Below are 26,450 nucleotides of genomic sequence, written 5' to 3' on the forward strand. Positions count from 1 at the left end.
CGGCAACCAACTGATGCGCCACGTTTTTCGCAAGTATTGAGCTTAACTTTCCTTTCATCCCGTGCCATCAGCCAAATACGTGAGAGGGACGACGGAGCACAGGGTCGAAAGGATTGATCCGCTCACCCATCGCTGCGGCCTCACGCTTGAGCAATGCCACCACGGTCGGCATGCGGTTTGGCCCCAGGCGGTCGCTGATGGTTGCCACACTCAGGGCCGCCACCGCATAACCGTTGCGGTCGAGGATCGGCACCGCCAGACCGGCCATGCCGTCGAGCACGCCGGTATTGCGCCCGGCGTAGCCAAGGCTGCGGACGTTGTCGATTTCGGCGCGCAGCATGACTTCATCGTAATGATGAAAATCCTTGAGCCGGGGCAGGTTGTAACGGATCACCTCGTCGCGCTCCTCCTCCGGCAGGAAGGCCAGGATCGCCAGACTGCCCTGCCCCACGCCCAAGGCCACACGGCCGCCAACGTCGCCAGTGAAGGTACGAATCGGGTACGGTCCCTCGCTGCGATCCAGGCACACCGCGTCAAACCCCGAGCGCGCCAGCAGAAACAGCGAATCGCCCAACGAAGCTGACAGGCGTAGCAGGCTGGGGCGCACCACATCGCGTAGGTTACCGGCCTGCCCGGCTTTGGCTGCCAGGGCAAAGAAATCCAAACTCAGGCGATAGCGCTTGCTGGTTGCACACTGGTCGACCATGCCTTCTTCGATGAGGCTGCGCAGCAAACGATGGGTGGTAGGTTGGGCCAGACCGACCCGCTGCGCCAGCTGGCTCACCTTTTCCCCCTCGCCGCCGCAATTGCCCAGCGCACGCATCACGGCAAACAAACGGGACACGGCACTGACGCCTACTTCTTTGGCTTGCTCAATTCGTTTATCGGAATCCATTTTGTACTAACCCCTTATAAATTTCATTCAGTGGAATTATTTAAAAATAGCTGTCACTCAGTGAAATTATCCTTTGTCGCCATCGTAATCATTGCCCTACTCTCCGGTCCATAGGGCGATATCACAACATCGGCCGCCGCCACAGAAGCGAGCGCCAACGTCCGTAAAGCTTTGCTTTTCGTCGCTGGCGCTCTGCCCACCCTGAAACAGCCGGATGACCCCGGCTCCGTTTACGATGGAGCACAGCCATGACCTTCCTGTTGATCGACAAACTATGTAAGCGCTATGGCGCCATGGAGGCAGTGGCCAGCTCGTCACTGGCCATCGAAAAAGGCGAGTTTGTCTCCCTGCTCGGCCCTTCCGGCTGTGGCAAAACCACAACCCTGCAGATGATTGCCGGCTTCGTCGAAGTTACCAGCGGCCGCATCGTCCTTGATGGCCGCGACATCACTCACGCCAAGCCGGCCAGCCGTGGGCTGGGCGTGGTGTTCCAGAGCTATGCGCTTTTCCCGCACATGACCGTGCGCGATAACACCGCCTTCGGCCTGCACATGCGCAAAGTCGGCAATGCCGAGATCGCCCGCCGTGTCGACCAGGCCCTGGCGCTGGTGCGTCTGAACAACCATGCCGAACGATACCCAAGGGAACTGTCCGGCGGACAGCGTCAGCGTGTGGCCCTGGCCCGCGCGCTGGTGATCGAACCGCCAGTGCTGCTGCTGGACGAGCCACTGTCCAACCTGGACGCGCACCTGCGTGAAGAAATGCAGTTCGAGATCTGCCGCATTCAGAACGAAGTCGGCATCACCACCCTGATGGTCACCCACGACCAGGCCGAAGCCTTGTCGATCAGCGACCGGGTCGTGGTAATGGAAGCCGGGCGTATCACCCAGGTCGATGACCCTTACCGCCTCTACGAACACCCAGGCACGCCGTTCATCTCCGACTTTGTCGGCAAGGCCAACCGCCTTCGTGGCGTAACCGGCCTCGGCGGAAAACCACAGGTGGCACCCCAAGGCCCGCTGACCCTCAGCCTGCGCCCGGAAAAGATCAGTCTCGGCCCAGCCGGCAGCGGCAAGCTGGCAGGCCGCATCAACTGCCGTTACTTCCTTGGCAGCCAGTGGCTGTACCGGGTCGATACGGTGCTAGGCAACCTGGCCGTGGTCCAGACCAATGATGGCAGCGCGCCGCTGGACGAGGGTACCCCCGTAGGTCTGGACTGGAGCGATGCCCTGCTGCGGGTGCTGAACGCGGGCGAGGTGGCTGCATGAGCGCGGTAAAACTGCGCAGTAGCGCCTGGGGCTATGGCCTGAGCAGCCCTGCCCTGCTGCTGTTCCTGTCTTTGCTGGTGGTACCGCTGGGACTGACCGTGCTGCTGTCGTTCAATGCATTTGACTACACCAGTGGCATACAGACCGGCCAATACACCCTCAGCCATTACCTGAGCCTGGTGACCGACACCTACTACTACGAGATTTTCTTGCGTACCTTCTGGATCAGCGCCCTGGTCACCCTGCTGTGCGTGCTGATCGGTATCCCCGAGGCCATGGTACTCAGCCGCATGGCCGCCCCCTGGCGCTCGATATTCCTGATCCTGGTGCTGACCCCGCTGCTGATTTCGGTGGTGGTGCGGGCCTTTGGCTGGAGCCTGCTGCTGGGCGCCGACGGCCTGGTCAACCAGGGTATCAGTGCCCTCGGCGGGCAGCCGGTGAAGCTGCTGTACACGCCCTTTGCGGTGATCATCGGCCTGGTCCACGTGATGTTGCCATTCATGATCATCCCGGTGTGGACCTCGCTACAGAAACTCGACCCGGCTGCCGAGCAGGCCGCGCTGTCGCTGGGCGCCAGCCAGTGGACGGTGTTCCGCCGCATCGTGCTACCGCAGATCATGCCCGGCGTGCTGTCGGGCACCCTGATCGTATTCGGCCTGGCCGCCAGCTCGTTCGCCATCCCCGGCCTGCTGGGCGGGCGCCGGCTGAAGATGGTCGCCACCATGATCTACGACCAGTACCTGGCCGAACTGAACTGGCCGATGGGTGCCACCATCGCCGTTGCCCTGCTGCTGGTCAACCTGCTGGTAATGCTCAGCTGGAACCGGCTGATCGAACGTCGCTACAAACGCGCACTTGGAGTCTGAAGCCATGACCCGTAACGGCCCGCTGGCCCTGTCCTTCCACACCCTGGTGATGCTGTTCATGCTCGCCCCGCTGGTGGTGGTATGCCTGGTGGCATTCACCCCGGAAAACACCCTGAGCCTGCCTACCGCCGGCTTCTCGCTGCGCTGGTTCAGCGCCGTGTTCGAGCGCGCCGATTTCCTCGACGCGTTCTACAACAGCCTGAAACTCGCGGCCCTGGCCGCCTCGCTGGCCACCCTGATCGCCGTGCCGGCGGGCCTGGGCATCACCCGCTACAGCTTCCCCGGCCAGGGCTTTCTCAACGGCCTGTTGCTGTCGCCGATCATCATCCCGCACCTGGTGTTGGGCGTGGCCCTGTTGCGGTTGTTTGCCCTGTTGGGGGTCAATGGCAGCTTCGCCTGGCTGGTGTTCGCCCATGTGGTGGTGATCACCCCCTACGTGCTGCGCCTGGTGCTGGCCGCCGCCATCGGCATCGACCGCAGCGCCGAGCAGGCCGCACAAAGCCTCGGCGCCGGCCGGGTCACGCTGTTCTGCAAGGTCACCCTTCCGATGATTCTGCCCGGCGTGGCCGGCGGTTGGCTGCTGGCGTTCATCAACAGCTTCGACGAGGTGACCCTGTCGATCTTCGTCACCTCGCCGGCCACCCAGACGCTGCCGGTGCGCATGTATGTGTACGCCACCGAGTCCATCGACCCGATGATGGCCGCCGTATCGGCACTGGTGATCGCCGTCACTGCCCTGACCATGATCGCCCTGGACCGTGTGTATGGCCTGGACCGCGTGCTGGTGGGCAAGCAATGACACGGAGTTCCCCTATGCCCCTGTTCAAACGCGTGGCCGAACACGACCGCGAGCCCCTGCCCTTCCTGCTCGACGGCCAACCGGCCCTGGGCATGAACGGCGACACCCTGCTCACCGCCATCCTGACCAACGCCGAGCACCTGCGTGGCAGCGATTTCAGCGCCGAACTGCGCGCCGGTTTCTGCCTGATGGGCGCCTGCCAGGACTGCTGGGTGCGCCTGCAGGACGGCCGCCGGGTGCGCGCCTGCTCCACCTTTCTGCAAGCGGGCCAGTGCGTTACCCGCGACTCGGGGCGCCGGCCATGAGTGCGATCGTGATCATTGGCGCCGGCCCGGCCGGCATCCGCGCTGCACAAACCCTGGTGGCCCACGGCGTACGCCCGGTCCTGCTTGACGAAGCCAGCCGCGGCGGTGGGCAGATCTACCGCCAGCAGCCGGACAACTTCAGCCGCCCGGCAAAGACCCTGTATGGTTTCGAGGCTGGCAAGGCCCAGGCGCTGCACAGTACCCTTGAACAGCTATGTGGTCACATCGACTACCACCCCGAAACCCTGGTGTGGAACGCCGAGCAGCAGGTGCTCGATACACTGCACCAGGGCCAGTTGGCTGACCGCCTGGCATATGACCAGGTGATCGTTGCCACTGGCGCCACCGACCGGGTGCTGCCGATTCCCGGCTGGACCTTGCCCGGGGTGTACACCCTGGGCGCTGCGCAGATCGCCCTGAAATTCCAGGGTTGTGCCATCGGCGAACGGGTAGTGCTGGCTGGCAGCGGACCGCTGCTGTACCTGGTGGCCTACCAGTACGCCAAGGCCGGTGCCACGGTCAGTGCGGTGCTTGACACCTCACCGTTCAGCGCCCAGGTACGGGCTCTGCCACGCTTGTTGCTGCAACCCGGCACCTTTGCCAAAGGCCTTTATTACCGTGCCTGGCTGACAAGCAAGGGGGTGCCGGTGCACCAGGGCGTGACGCTGCTGGGCATCGACGGCGAGCAGCGTGCCAGCGGCGTGCGCTGGTCGCGCAACGGCCAGCAGCATCATCTGCCATGCGACGCCGTGGCATTCGCCCATGCCCTGCGCAGTGAAACCCAACTGGCCGACCTGCTGGGGTGCCAGTTCGCCTGGAACACCCTCAACCGCGCCTGGCTCCCCGTGCGCGACGCCCAAGGCCGGGCCAGCAGCCCCGGCGTGTACCTGGCGGGCGACGGTGCCGGCATCCTCGGTGCGGACGGCGCCGAAATGGCCGGTGAACTGGCTGCGCTGACGCTGTTGGCCGACCTCGGCAACTCCGGCAACCCAGAGCGCCAGCAGCAGCTGGAAAAGCGTCTGACCATCCTGCAGCACTTTCGCCAAGGCCTGGAGCAAGCCTTCCCGTTCCCCGAACAATGGGCACGGCAAGCCCCGGACTCGCTCACGGTGTGCCGTTGCGAACACGTCAGCGCCGGCGACATCCGCGCCACCGTGCGCGCCGGGCACAGGGAAATCAACCGGGTCAAGGCCATGTGCCGGGTCGGCATGGGCCGCTGTCAGGGCCGTGTGTGCGGCGCCGCCGCGGCCGAGCTGATTGCCTGCGAAAGCGGCCAGCCCCTCGACCAGGTCGGGCGCCTGCGTGGCCAGGCGCCGGTCAAGCCCCTGCCCTTCGGCCTGGAGATACAACCATGAAGCTGATTGAAGTGGACGCCATCATCGTCGGCGGCGGTATCGTCGGCAGCAGCGCCGCATTGACCTTGGCCCGCTGCGGTCAGCAGGTGGCGTTGCTCGATCGTGACTTCTGCGGCTCGCATTCCAGCGGAGTGAACTACGGCGGCGTGCGCCGCCAGGGCCGTTCGCTGGCTCAGCTGCCGTTGTCGATGCGAGCCCATGCCATCTGGGGGCAACTGCGCGACTGGATAGGCATCGACGGCGAATATGCCCGCTGTGGCCACCTGAAACTGGCACGCAGCGCAACCGACTTCGACGCCTTGATAGCCTATGCCCAGCGTACTCAGGCCTTCGACCTGGGCCTGCAACTGCTGGAACGCCGCGAATTGCGTCAGCGCTTCCCGTGGGTCGGCGACATCGCCGTCGGTGCATCGTATTGCCCCGAGGATGGCCACGCCAACCCGCGCCTGGTGTCACCAGCCTTCGCCCAGGCTGCCCGGCACAGCGGTGCCCAGTTGCACGAGCAATGCAAAGTGCTTGACGTGGAGCACGACGGCCAGCGCTTCACTGTGCGCACCAGTACCGACCAGTGCTTCAAGGCGCCCTGGCTGCTGAACTGCGCCGGTGCCTGGTCGGCGCAGCTGGCCGAGGACTTCGGCGAACCGGTGCCGCTGACGGCAGCCCATCCGGCCATGCTGGTTACCGAACCGCTGCCGCTGTTCATGACGGCCAGCACCGGAGTCGAAGGCGGCGGCATCTACGCTCGCCAGGTCGCGCGCGGCAATTGTGTGCTGGGCGGCGGGCGCGGCTTTGCTCTTTCACCGACCACGGCCCGCCCGGGCCAGGCGGCGGTGCTCGACATCCTGCGCAACGCCACCGAACTGTACCCGGCCCTGGCCGGCGCACAGGCCATCCGCACCTGGAGCGGCACCGAAGGCTACCTGCCTGATGGCGAACCGGTGCTCGGCCCCAGCCTGTGCCAACCAGGCCTGCTGCATGGCTTCGGTTTTGCCGGTGCGGGCTTTCAGATTGGCCCAGCAGCTGGCGAAGCGCTGGCGCAATGCATCCTTCACGGCGCACCGGCCACCAGCCTGGCGGCCTTTTCCATCCATCGTTTTCAGTCCAACCATCACCACAAGGAAAACCTGTCATGACGCAAAAACAACGTATGCTCGCGCTGTTCTGCACCGTGCCCGGCCTGTTCGCCTGCCTGCCCGCCATGGCTCAACCCACGCTGTATCTGGGTATGAACGGCGGCACCATGGAGCGACTGTTCAGCGACGATATCCTGCCCAAGTTCGAGCAGGCCAACGGCGTGAAAGTGGTGATCGTCCCTGGTACCTCGGCCGACATCCTGGCCAAAGTGCAGGCCACGCCGAACAAACCGCCAATTCACGTGATGGTGCTGGATGACGGCATCATGTACCGCGCCATCGGCATGGGTCTGTGCAGCACGCTCAAACCCAACCCGATGCTAACCCAGTTGCCGGAAAAGGCCCTGATCAAGGACAAGGCTGCCGCCGTCAGCCTGGGCGTTACCGGGCTTGCCTACAACAGCCGCCTGTTCAAGGCAAGAAACTGGGCGCCACCCACCTCGTGGAACGACCTGGCCGACACCCGCTTCAAGGACAAGGTGGTATTCCAGTCGATGGCATCATCCACCTTCGGCCTGCACGGCTTCCTGATGTATAACCGTCTGCATGGCGGCAGCGATACCAACGTCAACCCGGGTTTCAGCGCCTGGCAGAAGAACGTTGGTCCGAACGTGCTGGAGTACATCCCCAACTCGGCCAAGCTTTCTGAAATGGTGCAAACCGACGAAGCCGCGCTGTTCCCCCTCACCCCCACCCAAGTGGCGGCGCTGAAACTCAAAGGCATCCCGGTGGAATACGCTGCGCCCAAGGAAGGTGCCGTGGTACTCAACCAGGCCGAATGCGTCACCGCCAACAACGACCAGCCTGAGCTTGCGCAAAAGCTTGCCGAGTTCCTGCTCAGCCCCGAGGCGCAGGCACCGGCCCTAGAACTGGGTGACCAGATCCCGTCCAACCCCAACACCCCGACCAGCGACAAGACCCGTGGACAGGTCGAGGCCATGCAGACCTATCTGCAGACTGCCGTGACCATCGACTGGGACCAGGTCAACAGCCAACGCCCGGAATGGAACGCCCGCTGGAATCGCCAGATCGAGCGATAAGCCGAGCTCAAGGCCCGTTTGAGTCACCAGTAAACGCAAGTGTACTGATCCAGATCGACGGGGAACGCCGCAGCTGGCTGGGCGATGGCCTGATCCATTTAGCTGCAGTGCTGTTGCGTGAGAGCGGATTTTGAAGGTATGCCCGACAGCACTCAGCCTGGCAGTGCTGCAGGGCATTCAAGTTCGATCAGAAACGCCGTTTCGCCATTCTCGTGGACAACGCGAAAGCTACCCTCCATCGACTGGGTCAGGTTTCGACACAACTGCAAGGCAATGCCTTGACGGTGAGCCAGGGGTTGGCAGAGCGTGACCGCGAGGTTCAGGGTGACTACGCCATTGACCTGCATCCGCGTGGCCAGACTGATGCGCAGCGGGGCTTGCACGGCCTCCTCACTCAGGTGCTGGATCAGGCTGTCGAACAACATGCCAAGGCGTTCGCCATCGACCCACAGCTGTCTGGCGGTTACTCCTTCCAAGGCCAGCGTCGGCAGTACGGCAGCGTTGGGCAACTGTGCATTGAAAGCCGCCAGTCGCGCAGTGATCCACTGGACGATGTCCAGCTGGAGCGGAACCAGCGGTGGACGCAACTGATCCAGGTTGAGCAACTGATCGAGCTGATCCAGACGCTGGCTCAAGCGCTGCAAGGCGACTTGGCCGGAATCTGCCAAGTTCGCGGGGCCCAGACTGGATCGTAGGCGCTGTAACGGATCGTTCAGCTCCTCATGAACAACCCGGGCAAAACGGGTGACTTCCCGATACCGGGCCTGGGCCTGTTCGTGAGCATCGCGCAATTGACCGAGGAGGATCTGCCAATCAGTCACGTCCTCTAAACCGCCGACCATGCCCAGAACAGTGCCTTTCGCGTCACGCCAGGGTTCGGCCCAGAACTGCACATGATGAGGCTCACCCAGGAACTCGAGAGTAGCCTGAGAACTGACTGTCTCGCCTTTCTCTACCAGCTCATCATAATGAGCCTGATACTTGCGGCCTTGCTCGGCGGTGTACCAGAAGGCGTCCGTCAGCCGCTCACCCAGCACCCGCTCCCGGGAGGTGTGGTGCAGCGCCAGAAAGGACTGGTTGCACATCAGCAAACGCCCCTCGCGGTCGCGTACGAACATCGGGTTGGGCGAGGTATCAAGCAGTGTCCGCAAAAAGGTTTGCTGGATCGGGTCATCGAGCGCCTCAGGCGACTGCTCAGGTTCGGCCGGTGGCGCTGCGGCCGACTGGCCGATGCCATTGCGTTGCGCGATGGTCGCCAATGCCAGGCGTGAATTAACCTGGAGCTTTTCCTGCAATCGGGTTTTGTAGGTGCTGACGGTCTTGTAACTGATCGACAGTTGCTCGGCGATGGCCTGATTGGAGCGCCCTTCGCTGATTAGCTGCAGCACCGTCAGTTCCCGCGCCGATAGCGTGTCGAGCTCCTTGCCGCCCACCGGGGCCGGCGCCTTCAGCGCGTCCCGGGGAAAATAGCGGCGCCCATGCGCCACCGCGCTCAATGCCCGTTCCAGCTCAAGCGGCTCATCGTGTTTGCTGACAAACCCGTCCGCCCCGGCCTGCACGCACAGCCGGGCGAAATGGCTGCTGCTCTGCCCGGTGTAGACCAACAGCTGCAACGCCGGGTCGCGCAGCTTCAGGCGGCGAATCAGGTCGAGGCCGCCGAGCCCGCTGATCGCCAGTTCAAGCACCACCAGCTGCGGGGCGTCGCCACGGGCGTGCAGCAGCGCATCCTGGCCGTTATCGACCTCGGCCACCAGCTGGTGCCCCAGACGCTGCAGCACCTGGCCGATGGCCAGACGCAACAACGGTAGCGGCTCGACGATCATCACCCGACTCATGGAACGCCTCCTGGCAGGCCGACGCCGGCCTGATCAACAAGCCTAGACCAGCGCGGCCTTCAGTGAAGTTCCTACAAACGGCTAAGGCCACTCCTACAGAGCAAATAGCTGCCTAGGCAGACACTTCCTCCATACATTTTTGGAGGTTGCCATGAAACACATCAACGAAAGTGCACTGCCTCTGGACCATCTGGTGCACAACCGTCTGGCCCTGGCCATCAGCCTGATCCTCGGCAGCCTGTGCTACCTGCCCATCGAGGATGCACAAGCAGAGGACGTGGTGATCGCGACTGAACTTCGCGAAGAACCGCAGCCATCGAGCGCCGGCTTTAACTTCGGCCGCGTCGCCCTGCTGGGGATGCTCGGCGTGCCTGCGCCGATCAGTGTGACCTTGGCCAATGGCATCGGCATCACCAGCGGTGCCCCGGACAGCTCCAGCGTAATACTGAAGGCGGCCAATGCCATCGGGGTGAAAGCCGGTGCGGGTGTGCAGATCAGCTTCGAGCACGGCAGTGTCGTCAACGGCGCCGTGACCAGCGCCACGGCCAACGGCCAGAAAGGCCTGCTGGCAGAAGACGGCGGCAAGATCAGCGGCAGCGGCGTACGGATCGAAATGCTCCCGCAGACCGCCCTTGGCGTGCCCTTCACCGCCAGCAACATGACCGGTGTCACCGCGCAAAATGTGGGTGTGATCAGCCTTGCCAACAGCCAGGTGAGCATGGGTAGCGCCACCGGCAGTAACAACGTCGCGCTGCTGGCCAGCGGCAATGGCAGCGTCATCGACTTCAGCGGCGGCGCCATCAGCACCCTGGCCAAAGGCTCCGTTGGCGTGCTGGCCAAGGACGGTGCCAGCATCGCGCTGAGCAACGGCACCACGGTGACCACCAGCGGCGCCGCCAGCGGTAGCAACCTCAGTCATGGCCTCAAAGCCGAAGGCGCCAGCCGTATCAGCGCGAGCGACATCACGGTCAACACCAGCGGCGCGTCAGCCAGCGGCGCGCGTGCCGAGGGCGGTAGTGAGATGGTGTTGGCCGACAGCACCTTCAATTCCACCAATGCGGCGAGCAGTACCACAACCACTGCGGTGCTCCACGCTTTAGGCGGTTCGCAGATCACCGGTAGCGGCTTGAACGTGAACGCCAGCGGTGCCTCCGTAGGCGGGGCGCGGGCCGACGCGAGCGGCATTTCGCTCAAGGACAGCCACATCAGTGTCAGTGGTGGCGGCAATATTGCCAACCCTGCCGCCGCCGCCAGGGCCATGGCCGGCGGCAGCCTGGTACTCGACAACAGCGTCCTGGCGACTCAGGGTATCTTCGGTCACGGCGTGTCAGTCGAAGGTGCCGGTAGCCAGGCCCAGGTGTCCAACAGTGATATCTCGGTACTCGGTGCCCGCTCGATCGGCCTCAATGTTGTCGCCGGTGCCGAGGTCCAGGTGAGCAAAAGCAAAATCGCTGTCGACGCCCTCAACGCCACCGGCCCCTGGTCGCCGGGTGTGCTGGTCGATGGCGCAGGTTCGCGCCTGGTTCTCACTGACAGCCAGGTACGCACCTCACCGCAAACCAGTTATGGCATCAACGCAGTCAATGGCGCGGACGTCCAGATCAGCAACGGCACCGTCAGCACCGAGGGTAATTACTCGACCGGGATCAGCGCCGCCAATGCGACCGTCACTGCTGACAACGTCAACGTCTACACCGCCGGCAACGACAATGCCATGGGCGTGGTCGCCAACCAGAACGCCACCGTGATCCTCAATGGTGGCACCGTGACTACCAGCGGCAACGGCTCGCCCGTGCAGTCCAACCTGACCTTCCCGCATGCCCTGGCCTCACGTAACGAAGGTGCCCTGCTGATTGCCAACGGCACCCACCTGCTGACCAAGGGCCAGCAGGCCTACGGCGCCGCCGTGGATGATGGCGGCAGCATGCAGCTCAATGGCGTGTCGGTAAAAACCGAAGGTGATCGCTCGATTGGCCTGTACGCTGGTATCGGCGGCCCTAAGCCCGGCAGTGTGGTGCTGGAGGCCAACAGCGTGACCGTCGAAACCCTTGGCGCCAACGCCAGTGGTGCCCGGGTGAGCCGCAACTTCAAGGACGGCCTGAGCGCCACCCTGGAGCTCAAGGACTCCAGCATCCGCACCCACGGCGACAACTCGACCGCCTTGCAGGCCGAACGCGGCGGTCAGTTACAAGCCAATAACAGCGTTGCCAGCACCAGCGGCATTGGTGCCCATGGCGTACTGGTCAGCAGCGCCCCGAGTTCGGCAACCCTCAAACAGGCCAGCGTCATCACCCAGGGCGCCGACGCCCATGGCATGCTGGTCAAAGACGGTGGCCAGCTCAGCGCCGAACAGTCGACAGTCAGCGCCGCTGGCAGCAATGCTTCGGCCCTGTACCTGCAAGGCAGCAGCGCGGGTGCAAGCCAGGCCGACCTGAGCAGCACGGTGTTGCATAACCAGAACGGCGCGACGGTCGCAGTGGACGGTACGGCTGACATTGACTTCAAAGATGTGATCGCAGGCGGCAGCGGCCAATGGCTGCACGTCGATGCCAATGCCAGCCAAGCGGGTCTTGCCACCCTCAACCTGGCCAGCTCCCAGGTCAATGGTAGTGCCACCACCGCAGCGGGCAGCACCTCGAACCTGAGCATGAGTGACACCAGCCTGTGGAAGCTCACCGACGACTCGAACCTCAGCAGCCTGAGCAACGACAACAGCCTGATCGACTTCAGCGCGCCCTCCGGCGGCAGCTACAAGACTCTCACGGTCAATCAGTACCAGGGCAACAACGGCACCATCGCCCTCAATACCTATTTGTATGACGATCAATCGCCGTCCGACAAGCTGGTCATCGATGGCGGCCAGGCAAGCGGCAGCAGCAACCTGCAGATCAAGAACGCCGCAGGCCCCGGCGCATTGACCAAAGGCAACGGTATCCAGGTCGTCGATGCGATCAACGGTGGCACCACCCAGGAGCAAGCGTTCAGACTGCTCAGCCGTGTCAAGGCTGGCCCGTACGAGTACACCCTGCACCGCGCCAGCCTGGACGACAGCAACGCGCAGGCCTGGTACCTGCGTTCGACCAAGGATGCCACTCCGGTTGATCCGACTCCGGTTGACCCGACTCCCGTTGATCCGACCCCGGTTAACCCGACTCCCGTTGACCCTACCCCTGTCGATCCGGCACCGAAGCCCGTCGACAATCGCCCTCAACCTTCACCCCAGGTGCCGAACTACCGCCCGGAAACCTCGCTGTACAGCGCCATCCCCGGCATGACCCTGCGCTACAGCCGCATGCTGGTCGATACCCTGCACGAACGCATGGGCGAAGAAGTTCGCAATTCGGTCGACCCGCTCCCTGGCGAAGCCCAAAGTGACTATGGCCCATCGCTGGGCTGGGGCCGCCTGATCTATGGCCAGGGTGACCAGGACCTGAGCAATGGCAGCCGTTATGACTACAGCCAGCAAGCGTTCCAGGTCGGTATCGACCTGTACCACGGTGAAGACACCGATGGCAGTACCGATCAGGCCGGGATCTCGTTGTCCGCCGGCAAGATCGCCGGTGACATCGACCACACCGATGGCACTGCCGCCGGCGATGCCAAGGTGCGCGCCGTTGGCCTGGGTGGCTACTGGACGCACTTTGGCCCGGCAGGCTGGTACCTGGACGGTGTGCTGCAATTCAACCACTTCGATATCCAGGCCAACCCGCAAGACCTGCCGCGCTTCAAGACCAAGGGCAAAGGCATCACCGCGTCGCTGGAAGCCGGTTATCCGTTCAAGCTGAACAAGGACGAATCGCTGAAGATCGAGCCGCAAGCCCAAGTGATTGTCAGCAAGATCAAGATCAATGACAGCCACGATGCCGCCTCCGAGGTGCGCTTCGAAGACGTCGATTCACTGACAGGCCGTCTGGGGGTACGCATCGACAAAGACCTGTTCCGTGAGGACGACAAAGGCAAACTGCACCGCACCAACATCTGGGTTCGCCCAAGCATCTGGCACGAGTTCAAGAGCTCACCGAAAACCGAGTTCTCGTCCAGTGACGGCTTTATCCCCTTCACCACTGACCTGGGCGGTACCTGGACTGAAGTGAACCTGGGTGTGGACTATCAAGTCAGCGAGAAAACCACGATCCATGTCTCTGCCGGCTACGAGAAAGGGCTGGACAACGACAGCCACGGCTACGAAGGGATGCTTGGGGTCAAGGTCAAGTTCTAGCCAGCCAGGCTCCCAGGCTCCCGGTGGGAGCGGGCTTGCCCCGCGATTGCGAACTGTCAGATATATCGCATCGCGGGGCAAGCCCGCTCCTACCGGGAGCCTGGCGGCGCTGTTTAAAAAAAAGCTGCCGATCCCTCCCGATTTTGTAGGGCATGGCTATCCTTTCGTTTGTCACGATGACAATTGGACATCATTGTGCTGGCTCGCACACGACACTGGACTGCGTTTCCTGCAACCACCGTCGGGATGAACACATTTGGCCAAACAGGTGGCGCAGGCTTCAGGTTTATGGGTAAACAAACAATTGGCAGGTCAAGGCGAAACTCAGGTAAATCAGTTTTTATGGTACCAGTGCTGTCCTTGTTGGCAGCCTGTTCATCACATGAAGTGGTTGATAGCTTAGGGAAGATCACTTGCAGCAGTCAGCAACTCCATGTGAGGAAAATATGATCAATGCGCCTTACATCCTGTTCACCAGGATCGTGATAAAAAAAGACAACCAAGGGCGAATATTTACCGACCCGTTGTGGGCCAAAGACCTGAAACTGCACTTGAACTATATACAGAACTTCGGCATCTGCTGCCCGGTGGTCAAAAGCAGAAGCCTGGAGGGCCTGCAAGACATTAGCGACCTTGACATAAAGTGGCTTTTCGAACTGAAGAATGACCGTGGCATTCCATCGGTACTGAAAAATTTTCTGCCAAACTTTATCACCGTCATCAAGGCATGCAGACAAGCAAAGATCGTCCATTCCGATGGTGCCGGCTGGGCATTCCCGCTGTCTTTTTATTTATTGCTGCTCAAGCCGTTCATGTCCTTTCAATGGATTATCGTCATCGAATCGTCCTTCTGGATGCTCCGTCGGGGCGACGCGAAAACCACCCGAAAAAGAATTGAACATTACGCGCATAAAAAACTCTTGAGGTGCTGTTTGCGGGCAGCAAACTCAAGAATATTCACCCAGTCATTTTACCGGAATTATTTTCTCGGCAACGATAAGCGCCGAACACTTATCAATCCGGCAACCTGGGTCGACAACAGCAACTTTTCAACCCCGGAAGCGGTCAAGCGCAGATTCAATGACAAAACCGATGGCAAACTGAATATCCTCTTCCCCTCACGCCTCGTCGCCGACAAAGGCGTCCTTGTCGTGCTCGCCGCCATCGAGCAATTGCATTCGCACGACGTGAATATAAACATCACCATCATGGGCTCAGGCGATCTGGAAGACACCTGCCGGCGCTTTGCAGGGCAACGCCATGGCGGCGTTAGTGTGAAGTATCAAGACAATGTCAATTACGGAGAGGCATTCTTCAAGGTCATCTCCCAGCATGACTGGGTGTTGGTGCCCACCTTGAAGCAGGAACAACCCAGGATCATTTTTGACGCGTTCAGCCAAGGCACCCCGGTCATCGCCTCAGACACTTACGGCATCCTCGATATTACCGACAAGGACACCGCACTCACCTTCGAAATGGGCAATCCGTCCAGTCTGGCAGAGGCTATTCTTCATGCGGCGCGGCATCCCGACCTTGGGCTGAAAATGGGCCTCGCCGGTCTGGAGTATGCGGCGGGAAAAACCCATTTGCAGATGCATCAAGACCGCGAACAATTCCTCAAGAGCAGTCTCAAGTAAGGCAGCACCCGGCGTAACTGACCCTTTAAACGTCAGGACCAAGAAGTGTTAGCTACACTCCTATAACGAGCGTTGTAAGCGCTGAGACGTTTGAGGTCTGGAAATTGGTCTTACACCAAGATATAGGTGCGCGACCGGTAATGTAGCGCTGAAAAGTAGAGAATCTTTCTGATAGTCCACCCATAGTGGCTCCATACCAAAGTCATTTAAGGCAATCAGTGTCCCTTTACCGATCGGCGTCTGAGTAAGAAAATTTTTTAGCAGCGCGGGTGACTTTGAGGAAAATCGCGATCCGATTTCGTTCGTGGGTCTACTCACCACAAAGCGATTTTCGATAACACTGGGGAGTGTGCCATAAAAACCAATGCCTTTCGAGATCAACTTATATTGATGGCGTATGACATCATTCGCATGATACTCACTGACCTTACTTGACTTGTAGTTACTCTTTAGCACCCACCTTTCGGGTGTGAATGCATTAGTAAACGAGTCCAGCCCATTTTTGTGCACCGAGGTCACTTCGTAAGGATCGACTGGGTTTATCGTATGTACAAATTCGTCAGATAGAAGCTTGCTAACATGATCAAGGCGCCGCTCTATTTTCTCTGCTTTCTGATTAAAATCCGCAATAAAATAAGCATGGGCCGAGTCAAGAAATTCACTGGAGTCGCCCCAGAGAACACCTGGCCTCGCATCTAGCCCTAGTGGAGGGTACTGTTGGTCTTGTACAGTACTTGATTCAATGTCAGTAACTATTCGGGAAGGGCTACGTGTAATAGTTGAAGTACTCATCGGCCAATGGCGCCCATCATTATCAAAATGTGTGGTTGGATTGTTGCCGCACATTTTGTACACATTCAGCCCATTGATATCACCTGCAGGGTCTGGATTGAGCCAACGATTTAGCCAGGGTGCGTAATAGCGGTAGCCGTAGTAATACAACCCGGTTGTATCGCGTTCCTTGCCGGTGTAGCGAATGACCTTGTACTGGACATCCACCTCGCTGCGCGCCGCCCACCAAGCCGTTCCACCAAATGGGTAAAAACCCTCATGACTGATCACCGTCCCATCATGATCCAGCTCCAACGTGCTGCTGCCCAAATGGTCATGCAGCCCATAACGCCACTGCGGGCTCGGTAACGTCCTGCGACTCGCACGCCAGCGCAAAAGCCTGACTTGGCTACGTCCAGCCTGCACAGTCAGGTTGTGCATCACTTCCCCCGTTGCGGTGTCCCACCGGATCTCCAGCCCCGGCAGATAGCGCACTTCGGACACATGCTCAACCGTCCTGGCCTGCCGCACCCGCACCTTGCGCCTGCGCTGATCACCAGCGCCGTACACATACACTTCGTTGTCACTAGCGCCGCCTTGGCGTGCAACGTGCGTAACACGCTGCAGTTGATTACGTACATTCCAGTACAATTCCTGTGAACTTTGCATGCAGAGCATGTTGCCGTTGGCGTCGAACCCTTGGCTGATGTCCGGTGGATTGGCCGCATCAGCTTGATAAAGGCTCCGGTTACTGCGCGGGTCCACTTTCATAACCCGCGTTGGCAGTTGATCATGTTTCAGTGTCAGCAGATTGCCGCTGGCATCATATTCAAAGCGCTGGGTGTAATTACGCCGCCGACTGGTATCACCGCCCCCGGGTAGCCTCAAATCTGGTAGGCCCGGTTGAATAATCGCCTGCAAGCTCTCCCGTCCACTGGCCTCGACTAACTGGTATAGGGTGTCGTAACGATAGACGCTCATCGGATTGACCTGTTCTCCGTTGAACCAGTCCGTGGGCTGCGCCGTATCCAGAACGCTTAGTACATTACCCACTGGGTCGTAGTTGTAGCTAAGCGCCTGCAACACTTTGTTCGCTTTAATTGTTCTCAACTCTTCAAGTCGACCATCCACCGCCGAGTAGTTCGCGGTGGTGGTGGCGCCATTGCCAAGTAGCTGCGACGTCACTTGGCCGAAGGCGTTGTAAACAATATCCCGGACCACCGTGGTGGGGCCCTCTTCAAGCGGCTTGAGTTTGTTGAGTAGCAACTGCCCCGCTACGTCATACTTGCAACTTTGAACATTGCCTGCTGCATCGGTCTGGTGCAGCGCTGCACCTAGCGCGTCATGCTGCCATCTAGTCGTATACGACATCGCTGTGCCTTGTTCATTGTGTTCCAGCAGCTCATCACGTGCGGTCACTGTGTCTGGCCAGTCAGGTGTTTCCAGCGATCCCAGGAACCACTGAGTCTGCACCTGACACTGGCCCAATAGCCCGTATGCTGGAAATTCCTGGCTGCCGGCGGTATCGTCTTGGCGAATGACCCGTCCACAGCGATTGGCAGCGGTTTGTGCGGCATCGCCATAGGCAAAGCGCTCCACGCAACGCCGGGCGCCTTCGCCCATCTGCTCATATACGCTGATTGGCCGAATAAGATAGTCATACCGAGTTTCACGGTGTCCGCCGCGCCCATCCCAGTCCTCAACCGACTGGCCGGCATCACCAAACATTGCAATCTTCCACCCGGAATCCACACTGTCGGAGCACAAAGCCTGGCTCGATAGGCTGAAAAGTGTTGACTGGTTGGGAACACCGGTATCGCCACCATCAGCCCACAATCGTGTGTCCCATTGACAACTCAGTTGGCGCGCTGCGTTATGCAATTGGCGTTCGATCCGTGCCTGAGGTTTTTCAGCAACAGACAATCGATGGTAACCCACAGTGATGATCGGCAAGCCACGTGGGTCAATCGATATCAAAGTGGGAGTGCGAAAGTGAAGATTGGTCACCGATGTACTTTTCATCTCAGCATCCTGCTTTCCGATACAACAATCCTCATCGGATCATATTGGGCGTCCATTGGACGGCAGATGGACGTGGTTAGAATGTGGTTACATCTAATTTGATCGCCATTATTCAGCGTAGATCAGATTTTGATTTAGATCCGAAGCATCCAAGCGAGCTGTTTTACGAAGCCAGCCCAAGCAATCGCAATAGCGTTTCCGGGACCTGGCGCAAGGCAAGTGATAATCAATAATCTTACCAGTCTCATAAGTAATCTTATGAAATTCCACAGATAGGCAAAAAGCCGCCGGTCTAATTCAGCGGTCATGATGTAACTGCCTCACCAAGGTGATCTACGCTCAACCCAAGTCTGCTTGGAGAGCCTCCAATGTCATTGGCTGAAGAACAAAAACCTGTACGGCGCAAGGAAGCCCTGCTGTTCGTCTTCCTCGTCGCCTGCCTGTTCCCCCTGCTATCGGTGGCAATCGTCGGTGGCTACGGTTTCATCATCTGGTTTTTGCAAATGCTCTACGGCCCGCCCGGGCCGCCCAACTGATAGACCGCCAACGCTATCCAGTGGAGCCCGCGCATGGACGAAGCCCGACATATTGCCAGCCTTGTAGTACTTGCCCGCCCGGAACTGTTTGATGCCGTCAAAGCCAACTTGTGCCTGCTCGATGGCTTGGAGTTGCATCAGCAAAGTAGCGCCGGAAAGTTGGTGGTGGTGCTTGAGGCGGTAGATGAAAACCAGATTTTGCAACGCATCGACCAGATCAACAATTTGCCGGGCGTACTCAATGCGGCGTTGATCTATCACGAACTCCTCGACCCCGCAGGAGAGACCGAATGAGCATGACCCGCCGCGAATTCGCCAAAGCCCAGGCCGCCGCCATTGCCGCAGCGGCAGCCGGCCTGCCGATCTATACCACCGCCAGTAATCTGATTACCGAGGCGGACATGGTCACCCTGGACTGGAACAAGGCGCCTTGCCGCTTCTGCGGCACCGGGTGCAGCGTGATGGTCGCCACCCGCGACAACCGCGTGGTGGCGACTCACGGCGACGTCAAAGCCGAGGTCAATCGCGGCTTGAACTGCGTCAAGGGCTACTTCCTGTCGAAGATCATGTACGGCAACGACCGCCTGACCCAGCCGCTGTTGCGCATGAAGAACGGCCAGTACGACAAGCAGGGCGAGTTCCAGCCGGTCAGTTGGGAGAAAGCCTTCGACATCATGGAAGCCAAGTTCAAGGAGGCCTTGAAGAACAAAGGCCCCAGTGCGGTTGGCATGTTTGGCTCAGGGCAATGGACGGTGTGGGAAGGTTACGCCGCCAACAAATTGATGAAGGCCGGCTTTCGCAGCAACAACATCGACCCTAACGCCCGCCATTGCATGGCCTCGGCGGTGATGGGCTTCATGCGCACCTTCGGCATGGATGAGCCGATGGGTTGCTACGACGACATCGAGGCCACCGATGCCTTCGTGCTCTGGGGCTCGAACATGGCCGAGATGCACCCGATTCTCTGGAGCCGGGTCACCGACCGGCGCCTGAGCCAGCCGCAGGTCAAGGTCGCGGTGCTGTCGACCTTCGAGCATCGCAGCTTCGAACTGGCCGACATTCCCATGGTGTTCAAGCCACAGACCGATCTGCTGATCCTCAACTACATCGCTAATCACATCATTGAAAGCGGCTCGGTCAACAAGGACTTCATCAGCAAGCACACCCGTTTCGCCCAGGGTGCCGACGATATCGGCTACGGCCTGCGGCCGGACAACCCGCTCGAGACCAAAGCAAAGAACGCTGACAAGGCCAACACCTGGAGCGATATCGATTTCGAACAGTTCGCCGCCTTCGTCCGCCCCTATACCCTGGAGCGCGCCGCCAAGGAGTCGGGCGTGCCCGCCGAACGCCTCAAGGCCCTGGCCGAACTCTATGCCGACCCCAAACGCAAGGTCGTGTCGTTCTGGACCATGGGTTTCAACCAACATACCCGTGGGGTCTGGGCCAACAACCTGATCTACAACATTCACTTGCTGACCGGCAAGATCAGCGAGCCGGGCAATAGCCCCTTCTCCCTCACCGGCCAGCCTTCGGCCTGTGGTACCGCCCGTGAAGTCGGAACCTTCTCGCACCGCTTGCCCGCCGATCTGGTGGTGAGCAATCCCAAGCACCGCGCCACGGCGGAAAAGATCTGGAAGCTGCCGCCTGGGACCATCGAGGAAAAGGTCGGTTTTCATGCGGTGCAACAAAGCCGCATGCTCAAGGACGGTGTGCTCAACGTGTACTGGACCCAGGCCAGCAACAACATGCAGGCCGGCCCCAACATCATGCAGGAGGTACTGCCCGGCTGGCGTAAACCGGAGAATTTCGTGATCGTCTCCGATGTCTACCCCACCGTCTCGGCCCAGGCTGCCGACCTGATCTTGCCCAGCGCCATGTGGGTGGAAAAGGAAGGCGCCTTTGGCAACGCCGAGCGCCGTACCCAGTTCTGGCACCAGCTGGTCACTGCACCCGGCGATGCCAGGTCGGACTTGTGGCAACTGGTGGAGTTTTCCAAGCGCTTTACCACGGATGAAACCTGGCCTGCCGAGCTGTTGGCCAAGTCGCCGGAATACAAGGGCATGACCCTCTTCGAGGTGCTGTTCAAGAACGGCCAGGTCGACCAGTTCCCGGTCGAGCAACTGGAGGCCGGTTACAAGAACGATGAGGCCAAGGCGTTCGGCTTCTACCTGCAAAAAGGCCTGTTCGAGGAGTACGCCCAGTTTGGCCGCGGTCATGGCCATGACCTGGCACCGTTTGACCAATACCACAACGAGCGCGGACTGCGCTGGCCGGTGGTCGATGGCAAGGAGACGCGCTGGCGCTACCGTGAAGGCCTTGACCCTTACGTCGAGGCCGGCAGCGGCGTGCAGTTCTATGGCTATCCGGACAAGAAGGCGATCATCTTCGCCCTGCCCTATGAGCCGCCGGCCGAAGCCCCGGATGCCGACTACCCGTTCTGGCTGAGCACCGGCCGGGTGCTTGAGCACTGGCACACCGGGACCATGACCCAGCGGGTCGAAGAGCTGTACAAGGCCGTGCCCGACGCCTTGGTCTATATGCACCCCGACGACGCCAAAGCCCTGAATGCGCGGCGCGGCAGCGAAGTGAAGCTGATCAGCCGGCGTGGCGAAATCCGTGCGCGCATCGAAACCCGCGGGCGCAACAAGCCGCCGCAAGGCCTGGTGTTCGTGCCGTTCTTCGATGCCAACAAGCTGATCAACAAGGTCACGCTCGACGCCACCGACCCGATCTCCAAGCAGACCGACTACAAAAAATGCGCCATACGCATCGAGTTGATCAGCGTCGCCTGAGGAGCACCGTCATGACCTTTCGAATCCTGCCGTTGTGCCTGCTCGCTGCGATTGGCGTGGTGATCGCTGCCGAAATCAACTACCCGCTCGATGCGCCCGGCCCGGATGGCCGCCGCCCCGGTGGTACCTTGACCCAGAGCATGCCGGCGCCACCGATTGCCAACGATGAAAACAAGGACCTCAAGCGCGAGCGCAACTACCCTGATCAGCCGCCGACCATTCCCCACAGCATTCGCGGCTACCAGATCGACATAAACGGCAACAAGTGCCTGTCGTGCCACAGCCGCGCCAACAGCGCCCGCAGCCAAGCGACGATGATCAGCATTACCCACTACATGGACCGCGACGGCCAGGCCCTGGCGGCGGTATCGCCGCGCCGCTACTTCTGCAACCAGTGCCATGTGCCGCAGAAAGAAGTGCAGCCGCTGGTGGGCAACAGCTTCGAAACCATCGACAAAATCCTGCAAGACGACGCCAACGCCACGAAGAAACCTTGAGGAGGCGCCATGAAAGCACTGTTCGCCCTGCTTAAGGAGTACTGGGGCATCCTCTGTCGGCCAAGCGTCTATTTCAGCCTGGGCTTTTTGACCCTCGGTGGTTTCATTGCCGGGATCATTTTCTGGGGCGGCTTCAACACCGCGCTGGAGCTGACCAATACCGAGAAGTTCTGCGTGTCGTGCCATGAAATGCGTGACAACGTGTTCGTCGAACTCAAGGAAACCATCCACTACAGCAACCGTTCCGGCGTGCGCGCCAGTTGCCCGGATTGCCACGTGCCGCATGAATGGACGCACAAGATCGCGCGCAAGATGCAGGCCTCCAAAGAGGTCTGGGGCAAAATCTTCGGCACCATCGACACCCGCGACAAGTTCGTGGCCCTGCGCCGCGAGCTGGCTGAGCATGAGTGGGCCAGGCTCAAGGCCAACGACTCACGCGAATGCCGCAACTGCCACAACTTCGAGTTCATGGATTTCACCCGCCAGAGCAAACGCGCGGCGGCCATGCACTCCACCTCGTTGGCCAAGGGCGAAGCCACCTGTATCGATTGTCACAAGGGTATCGCCCACAGACTACCCGACATGCATGGGGTCAAGGGTTGGTAGGCATGATCAAGCGGGCGAGCCCGCTTGTCCTCCCTGTAGACAGTTGCACCAAAAAACAGGTGACAAGGAAAACCGGTTGTTAGCTGTCCGCCACACGTCCGGCTCAGGCAGCACTGCGCTCACTTAATTGCCGCGCAGGAATCCCCACCAGCAACACCACTACCCCCACCACCAGCACGCCGCCGATCACATCGAAAGCCAGGTACAGATCTCCGCTTGCCGACTTGATCGCGCCTACCACCACCTGGCTGATCACCCCGGCCAGGCCGCCAATGCAACTGATTACTGCGATGCCTATAGGTGCCGCCGAAGGTGCCAGCAGCGCCGGTGGAATGCTCCAGAACAACGACAGGGACGACATCGCCGCAGCTGCACCGATGCTCATCAGCACCACCGAAAGCAGCAGATGCCCCTGGGCCGGCCCGAGCAGGAAGAAACAGCTCGCGCCCACCAACACCGTCAAGCCCACATGCCAGCGTCGCTCCAGGTGTTTGTCGGAACTGCGCGCCAGCAGATACATCCCGGCCAGGGCAGCGACGTAAGGGATACTGGCCAGCAGCCCAATAGTCTTGAGATCCTCCACACCAAAACCACGAATCAGTGTCGGCATCCAGTAAGACACCGTGTTCGAACCGCTGTAGAGACAAAAAAACACCACCCCGGCGATGTACACCCTCGGATTGCGCAGTACCTCGGCCAGGCTGGCATGGACGGTTTCAGCCGGTCGCCCCTGGGCCAGCGCGGCAGCCAGCAGCTGCTTCTCACCCGCGCTCAGCCAACGGGCATTCTCCGGCCGGTCGACCAGCCAGAACCAGCCAAACAGCCCTAGCAGGATCGCTGGAACGCCTTCGAGGACGAACAATACCTGCCAGTCGCGTAGCCCCAGCCAGCCATCGAAGTGGGTCATGATCGCGCCGGCCAAGGGACCGCTGACAATCCCGGCGATCATCGCTGCCATCAGGAACACCGCAGTGATTCGTGCCCGCAGCGCCGGAGGAAACCAGTAGGTCAGGTAGAGAATCACCCCCGGGAAGAAGCCGGCTTCGGCCACGCCGAGAAAAAACCGCGCGACAATCAGTTGCTCGGCGGTGGTAACGAAGGCCGTGGCCACCGTCACCATGCCCCATAGCACCATGATCCGCGTCAGCGTGGCACGTGCGCCGATGCGCTGCAGGTACATATTGCTGGGCACTTCGAAGAGGATGTAGCCCAGGTAGAAAATCCCGGCACCGATACCGTAGGCGGCATCGGTGAGGGCGATATCCTCGGCCATGCGCAACTTGGCGAAGGACACGTTCAAGCGGTCAATGGTGTTGATGGCATAGGCCAGGAACAGGTAAGGCAACAGGCGCAGGATGACCTTGCGGTACACCGCGCGGGTATCCTGGGTAAGCGGGCCGGCCTCGGCCGGCAGTTCAACGACATTATTCATGGAACACTCCTTTGCATAGGGTCGCTGTTGCCAGCCTGCCGAGGGGCTGTTCAGGCTACTTGCATCAACTTCGCGTACGCCTGCAGATGGTGATCGTCATCGCCAAACTGACGCGCCACCATCAGCAGATGCTTGGCATGGTGCGACAGCTGGTATTCCCAGGTCAGGCCAATGCCACCGTGTAGCTGGATACCCTGGTCGGCGACAAAACGGCTGGCGCGGCTGACGATGAACTTCGCCGCCGCCAGTGTACGGCTGCGCTGCTCACTGTCCGGCTGGTCGGCGACACACGCGGCGAGCAGGGCCATGGAAGTGGCCTGGTCCAGCTCGATGCGCATATCCACCATGCGGTGCTGCAACACCTGGAACTTGCCGATGGGCTGACCGAACTGCTGACGCGTCTTCAGGTAGTCGAGGGTCAAGGCACAGGCTGCCTCCATGCTGCCCACCGCTTCGGCGCACTGTGCGGCGAGGCAGCGCCCCTGCTGGTAACGCAGCGCGCCCAGGGCTTGTCCCGGCTGCCCGAGCAGCGCCTCAGCGCTGACCTGCACGTCCTGTAGATACAGCTCGCAGGCCATGCGCCCGTCCATGGTCGGAAATGAGCGCCGATGCACGCCAGGCGCCTGCGGATCGACCAGGAACAGGCTGATGCCCTGCTCGTCCCGCGCGCTGTGGCTGCTGCGGGCCGACACCAGGATCAAGCCGGCGCTTTGCCCGCCGATCACCACCGATTTACGGCCATTGAGGATCCAGCCGCCCGGCACGGGCGTGGCCACGGTCTGCACGTCGTGCAAGTGGTAGTGGCTTTGCGGCTCTTGCAGCGCGACGGCCAGTTGCAGACTGGCACTACCGAGTTGCGGCAAGAGAGTGTTCTTCTGCGCTTCGCTCCCCAACTGGGCGACCAGACCACCGGCGAAAATCACCGAGTGCAGGTAGGGTTCAAGGCACAGACCGCGCCCCAGTTCGGTCATGATCAGCATGTTTTCCACACCGCTGCCGCCAAACCCTCCGTAGGCCTCGGCAAAGGGCACCGCGCACAGGCCCAGTTCGCCCAGTTGTTGCATGAACGCAGCACTGAAGCCCTGTTCGCTGTGGCGATAGTGCTCACGCTGCTCGAAACCATAGGTGTCGCGCACCAGCCGTGCGGCGGTGTCCTGCAGCATCAACTGCTCTTGTGTCAGTTTGAAATCCATGGTCGGGGCGCCTTAGAGTTCGAGGATCATTTTCGCGATGATGTTCTTCTGGATTTCATTGGCGCCGCCATAGATCGAGGCCTTGCGCGCGTCCAGATACTGGTAGGTGGCGGCACTGCTGTAATCGGTGTACAGCAACGGTTCTTCCCCGTAGCCCAGTTCATCCTCGATGAACGGCAGCGCATAAGGGCCGACGGCCTTGCTCATCAGGTAGGTGATGGCCTGGCGAATCTCGGTGCCTTTGATCTTCAGGAACGAGCTTTCCGCCCCCGGTGCCGCGCCGTCCTGTGCCGCCGCCAAAGTTCGCAGGGTGCTCATCTCGGCGGCCATCAGCTGCATCTCGACCTCGGCCACCTGGGCCCGGAACAACGGCGCCTCGATCAACGGCCGACCATCGCACAGCTCCTGCGCCGCCATATGCTTGAGACGTGCGAGCAACGCCTTGTTCTGGGCGATACCGCCGATGCTGGTGCGCTCGTGGGTCAGCAGGTACTTGGCGCAGGTCCAGCCTTCGTTCTCCTGACCGACCAGGTTGGCCACCGGCACCCGCACGTTGTCGAAGAACACTTCGTTGACTTCGTGTTCGCCGTCCAGGGTGATGATCGGCCGCACGGTAATACCCGGGGTCTGCATGTCGATCAGCACAAAGGAGATCCCCCGCTGCTGGCGGGCCTCGGGGTCGGTGCGCACCAGGCAGAACATCCAGTCGGCAAAGTGCGCCAGGGTGGTCCAGGTCTTCTGGCCGTTGATCACATAGTGATCGCCCTCGCGGGTCGCACGGGTCTTCAGTGACGACAGATCAGAACCTGCGCCCGGCTCCGAATAGCCCTGGCACCACCAGTCCTCGCAGGTCAGGATGCGCGGTAAAAAGCGGGCTTTCTGCTCGGCGGTGCCGAACTTGATGATCACTGGTGCGACCATTTTCAGGCCAAACGACGACACCTTCGGCGCCCCTGCAGCGAAGCATTCTTCGTCGAAGATATGCTTTTGCACGGCGCTCCAGCCGGTGCCGCCATATTCTTCCGGCCAGCCCGGTGCCAGCCAGCCTTTCTCGTTGAGCGTCTGCATCCATTGCACCTGGTGCGCCTTGCTCAGGCGCTTGCCCAGGGCGATGCGCTCGGACAGTTCACCGGGCAAGTGGTCGCGCAGATAACCCCGGACCTCCTCGCGAAAGGCCTGTTCGAACGCGGTGTATTCAATGTCCATCCATCAACTCCGTAGGCCTGGGGCTGCCGCCAGGCGGGGC

20 protein-coding genes are annotated in these 26,450 nt (G+C 60.7%); 14 read left to right on the forward strand and 6 right to left on the reverse strand.

Annotation, left to right across the window (positions count from 1 at the left end):
* Positions 1-67 precede the first annotated feature (67 nt).
* Entirely contained in the window at positions 68-895 is an 828-nt protein-coding gene (locus tag NPS47_RS03685) for an IclR family transcriptional regulator (RefSeq protein WP_274293744.1), read from the reverse strand.
* A gap of 248 nt (positions 896-1,143) precedes the next feature.
* Here NPS47_RS03685 and NPS47_RS03690 point away from each other — a divergent pair, with 248 nt between their 5' ends.
* Genes NPS47_RS03690 through NPS47_RS03720 form a run of 7 tightly spaced genes read left to right on the forward strand, consistent with a single transcriptional unit; the run spans position 1,144 to position 7,661 of the window.
* Positions 1,144-2,163 carry an ABC transporter ATP-binding protein gene (locus tag NPS47_RS03690; protein WP_274293745.1) on the forward strand — a complete coding sequence of 340 codons (1,020 nt, stop codon included), beginning with the start codon at positions 1,144-1,146 and terminating at the stop codon, positions 2,161-2,163.
* Entirely contained in the window at positions 2,160-3,029 is an 870-nt protein-coding gene (locus NPS47_RS03695; protein WP_274293746.1) for an ABC transporter permease, read from the forward strand. Before NPS47_RS03690 ends, NPS47_RS03695 begins: the two co-directional genes overlap by 4 nt.
* A gap of 4 nt (positions 3,030-3,033) precedes the next feature.
* Complete coding sequence (locus tag NPS47_RS03700) at positions 3,034-3,828, forward strand: ABC transporter permease (RefSeq protein WP_274293747.1); 795 nt, start codon at positions 3,034-3,036, stop codon at positions 3,826-3,828.
* A gap of 14 nt (positions 3,829-3,842) precedes the next feature.
* Complete coding sequence (locus NPS47_RS03705; RefSeq protein WP_274293748.1) at positions 3,843-4,133, forward strand: (2Fe-2S)-binding protein; 291 nt, start codon at positions 3,843-3,845, stop codon at positions 4,131-4,133.
* Entirely contained in the window at positions 4,130-5,488 is a 1,359-nt protein-coding gene (locus tag NPS47_RS03710; protein WP_274293749.1) for an NAD(P)/FAD-dependent oxidoreductase, read from the forward strand. Before NPS47_RS03705 ends, NPS47_RS03710 begins: the two co-directional genes overlap by 4 nt.
* A complete protein-coding gene (locus NPS47_RS03715) occupies positions 5,485-6,621 on the forward strand; it encodes an NAD(P)/FAD-dependent oxidoreductase (protein WP_274293750.1) in 1,137 nt (378 codons plus the stop codon). The genes NPS47_RS03710 and NPS47_RS03715 overlap by 4 nt, the downstream gene beginning before the upstream one ends.
* On the forward strand, positions 6,618-7,661 hold the full coding sequence (locus NPS47_RS03720; protein WP_274293751.1) for a polyamine ABC transporter substrate-binding protein: 1,044 nt from the start codon (positions 6,618-6,620) through the stop codon (positions 7,659-7,661). The genes NPS47_RS03715 and NPS47_RS03720 overlap by 4 nt, the downstream gene beginning before the upstream one ends.
* 152 nt (positions 7,662-7,813) lie before the next feature.
* Here NPS47_RS03720 and NPS47_RS03725 read toward each other — a convergent pair whose 3' ends face one another.
* Positions 7,814-9,496: a LuxR C-terminal-related transcriptional regulator gene (locus NPS47_RS03725; RefSeq protein ID WP_274293752.1), complete on the reverse strand. Its 1,683-nt coding sequence runs from the start codon at positions 9,494-9,496 to the stop codon at positions 7,814-7,816.
* A 151-nt stretch (positions 9,497-9,647) separates the two neighbouring features.
* Between NPS47_RS03725 and NPS47_RS03730 the strand changes: the two genes are divergently transcribed.
* Together NPS47_RS03730 and NPS47_RS03735 are read left to right on the forward strand one after the other, a co-directional pair.
* Entirely contained in the window at positions 9,648-13,715 is a 4,068-nt protein-coding gene (locus NPS47_RS03730) for an autotransporter outer membrane beta-barrel domain-containing protein (RefSeq protein WP_274293753.1), read from the forward strand.
* Positions 13,716-14,128: 413 nt separating this feature from the next.
* Positions 14,129-15,352 carry a glycosyltransferase family 4 protein gene (locus tag NPS47_RS03735; RefSeq protein ID WP_274293754.1) on the forward strand — a complete coding sequence of 408 codons (1,224 nt, stop codon included), beginning with the start codon at positions 14,129-14,131 and terminating at the stop codon, positions 15,350-15,352.
* A gap of 60 nt (positions 15,353-15,412) precedes the next feature.
* Here the strand turns inward: NPS47_RS03735 and NPS47_RS03740 are convergent, their stop codons facing one another.
* On the reverse strand, positions 15,413-18,145 hold the full coding sequence (locus NPS47_RS03740) for an RHS repeat domain-containing protein (RefSeq protein WP_274293755.1): 2,733 nt from the start codon (positions 18,143-18,145) through the stop codon (positions 15,413-15,415).
* Between the two features lie 368 nt (positions 18,146-18,513).
* On the opposite strand from NPS47_RS03740, the gene napE reads away from it, so the two are divergent.
* Genes napE through NPS47_RS03765 form a run of 5 tightly spaced genes read left to right on the forward strand, consistent with a single transcriptional unit; the run spans position 18,514 to position 22,579 of the window.
* Positions 18,514-18,681: a periplasmic nitrate reductase, NapE protein gene (gene napE / locus NPS47_RS03745; RefSeq protein WP_274293756.1), complete on the forward strand. Its 168-nt coding sequence runs from the start codon at positions 18,514-18,516 to the stop codon at positions 18,679-18,681.
* Between the two features lie 33 nt (positions 18,682-18,714).
* The gene (locus tag NPS47_RS03750) at positions 18,715-18,975 is read left to right on the forward strand and encodes a chaperone NapD (RefSeq protein WP_274293757.1); all 261 of its coding nucleotides are present in this window, start codon (positions 18,715-18,717) and stop codon (positions 18,973-18,975) included.
* Positions 18,972-21,476 (forward strand): nitrate reductase catalytic subunit NapA, encoded by a 2,505-nt coding sequence (gene napA, locus NPS47_RS03755; RefSeq protein ID WP_274293758.1) that lies wholly within the window; start codon positions 18,972-18,974, stop codon positions 21,474-21,476. The genes NPS47_RS03750 and napA overlap by 4 nt, the downstream gene beginning before the upstream one ends.
* Before the next feature lie 11 nt (positions 21,477-21,487).
* Positions 21,488-21,973 (forward strand): nitrate reductase cytochrome c-type subunit, encoded by a 486-nt coding sequence (locus tag NPS47_RS03760; protein ID WP_274293759.1) that lies wholly within the window; start codon positions 21,488-21,490, stop codon positions 21,971-21,973.
* 9 nt (positions 21,974-21,982) lie between these two features.
* The gene (locus NPS47_RS03765) at positions 21,983-22,579 is read left to right on the forward strand and encodes a cytochrome c3 family protein (protein WP_274293760.1); all 597 of its coding nucleotides are present in this window, start codon (positions 21,983-21,985) and stop codon (positions 22,577-22,579) included.
* Positions 22,580-22,682: 103 nt separating this feature from the next.
* Here the strand turns inward: NPS47_RS03765 and NPS47_RS03770 are convergent, their stop codons facing one another.
* From NPS47_RS03770 to NPS47_RS03780, 3 genes are read right to left on the reverse strand one after another with little or no spacing between them, the layout of a single operon-like run.
* Entirely contained in the window at positions 22,683-24,011 is a 1,329-nt protein-coding gene (locus NPS47_RS03770) for an MFS transporter (RefSeq protein ID WP_274293761.1), read from the reverse strand.
* A gap of 50 nt (positions 24,012-24,061) precedes the next feature.
* The gene (locus tag NPS47_RS03775) at positions 24,062-25,204 is read right to left on the reverse strand and encodes an acyl-CoA dehydrogenase family protein (RefSeq protein WP_274293762.1); all 1,143 of its coding nucleotides are present in this window, start codon (positions 25,202-25,204) and stop codon (positions 24,062-24,064) included.
* A gap of 12 nt (positions 25,205-25,216) precedes the next feature.
* On the reverse strand, positions 25,217-26,410 hold the full coding sequence (locus NPS47_RS03780) for an acyl-CoA dehydrogenase family protein (protein ID WP_274293763.1): 1,194 nt from the start codon (positions 26,408-26,410) through the stop codon (positions 25,217-25,219).
* Positions 26,411-26,450: the final 40 nt, after the last annotated feature.

The organism is Pseudomonas putida (assembly GCF_028682475.1).
Classification (GTDB): domain Bacteria; phylum Pseudomonadota; class Gammaproteobacteria; order Pseudomonadales; family Pseudomonadaceae; genus Aquipseudomonas; species Aquipseudomonas putida_AG.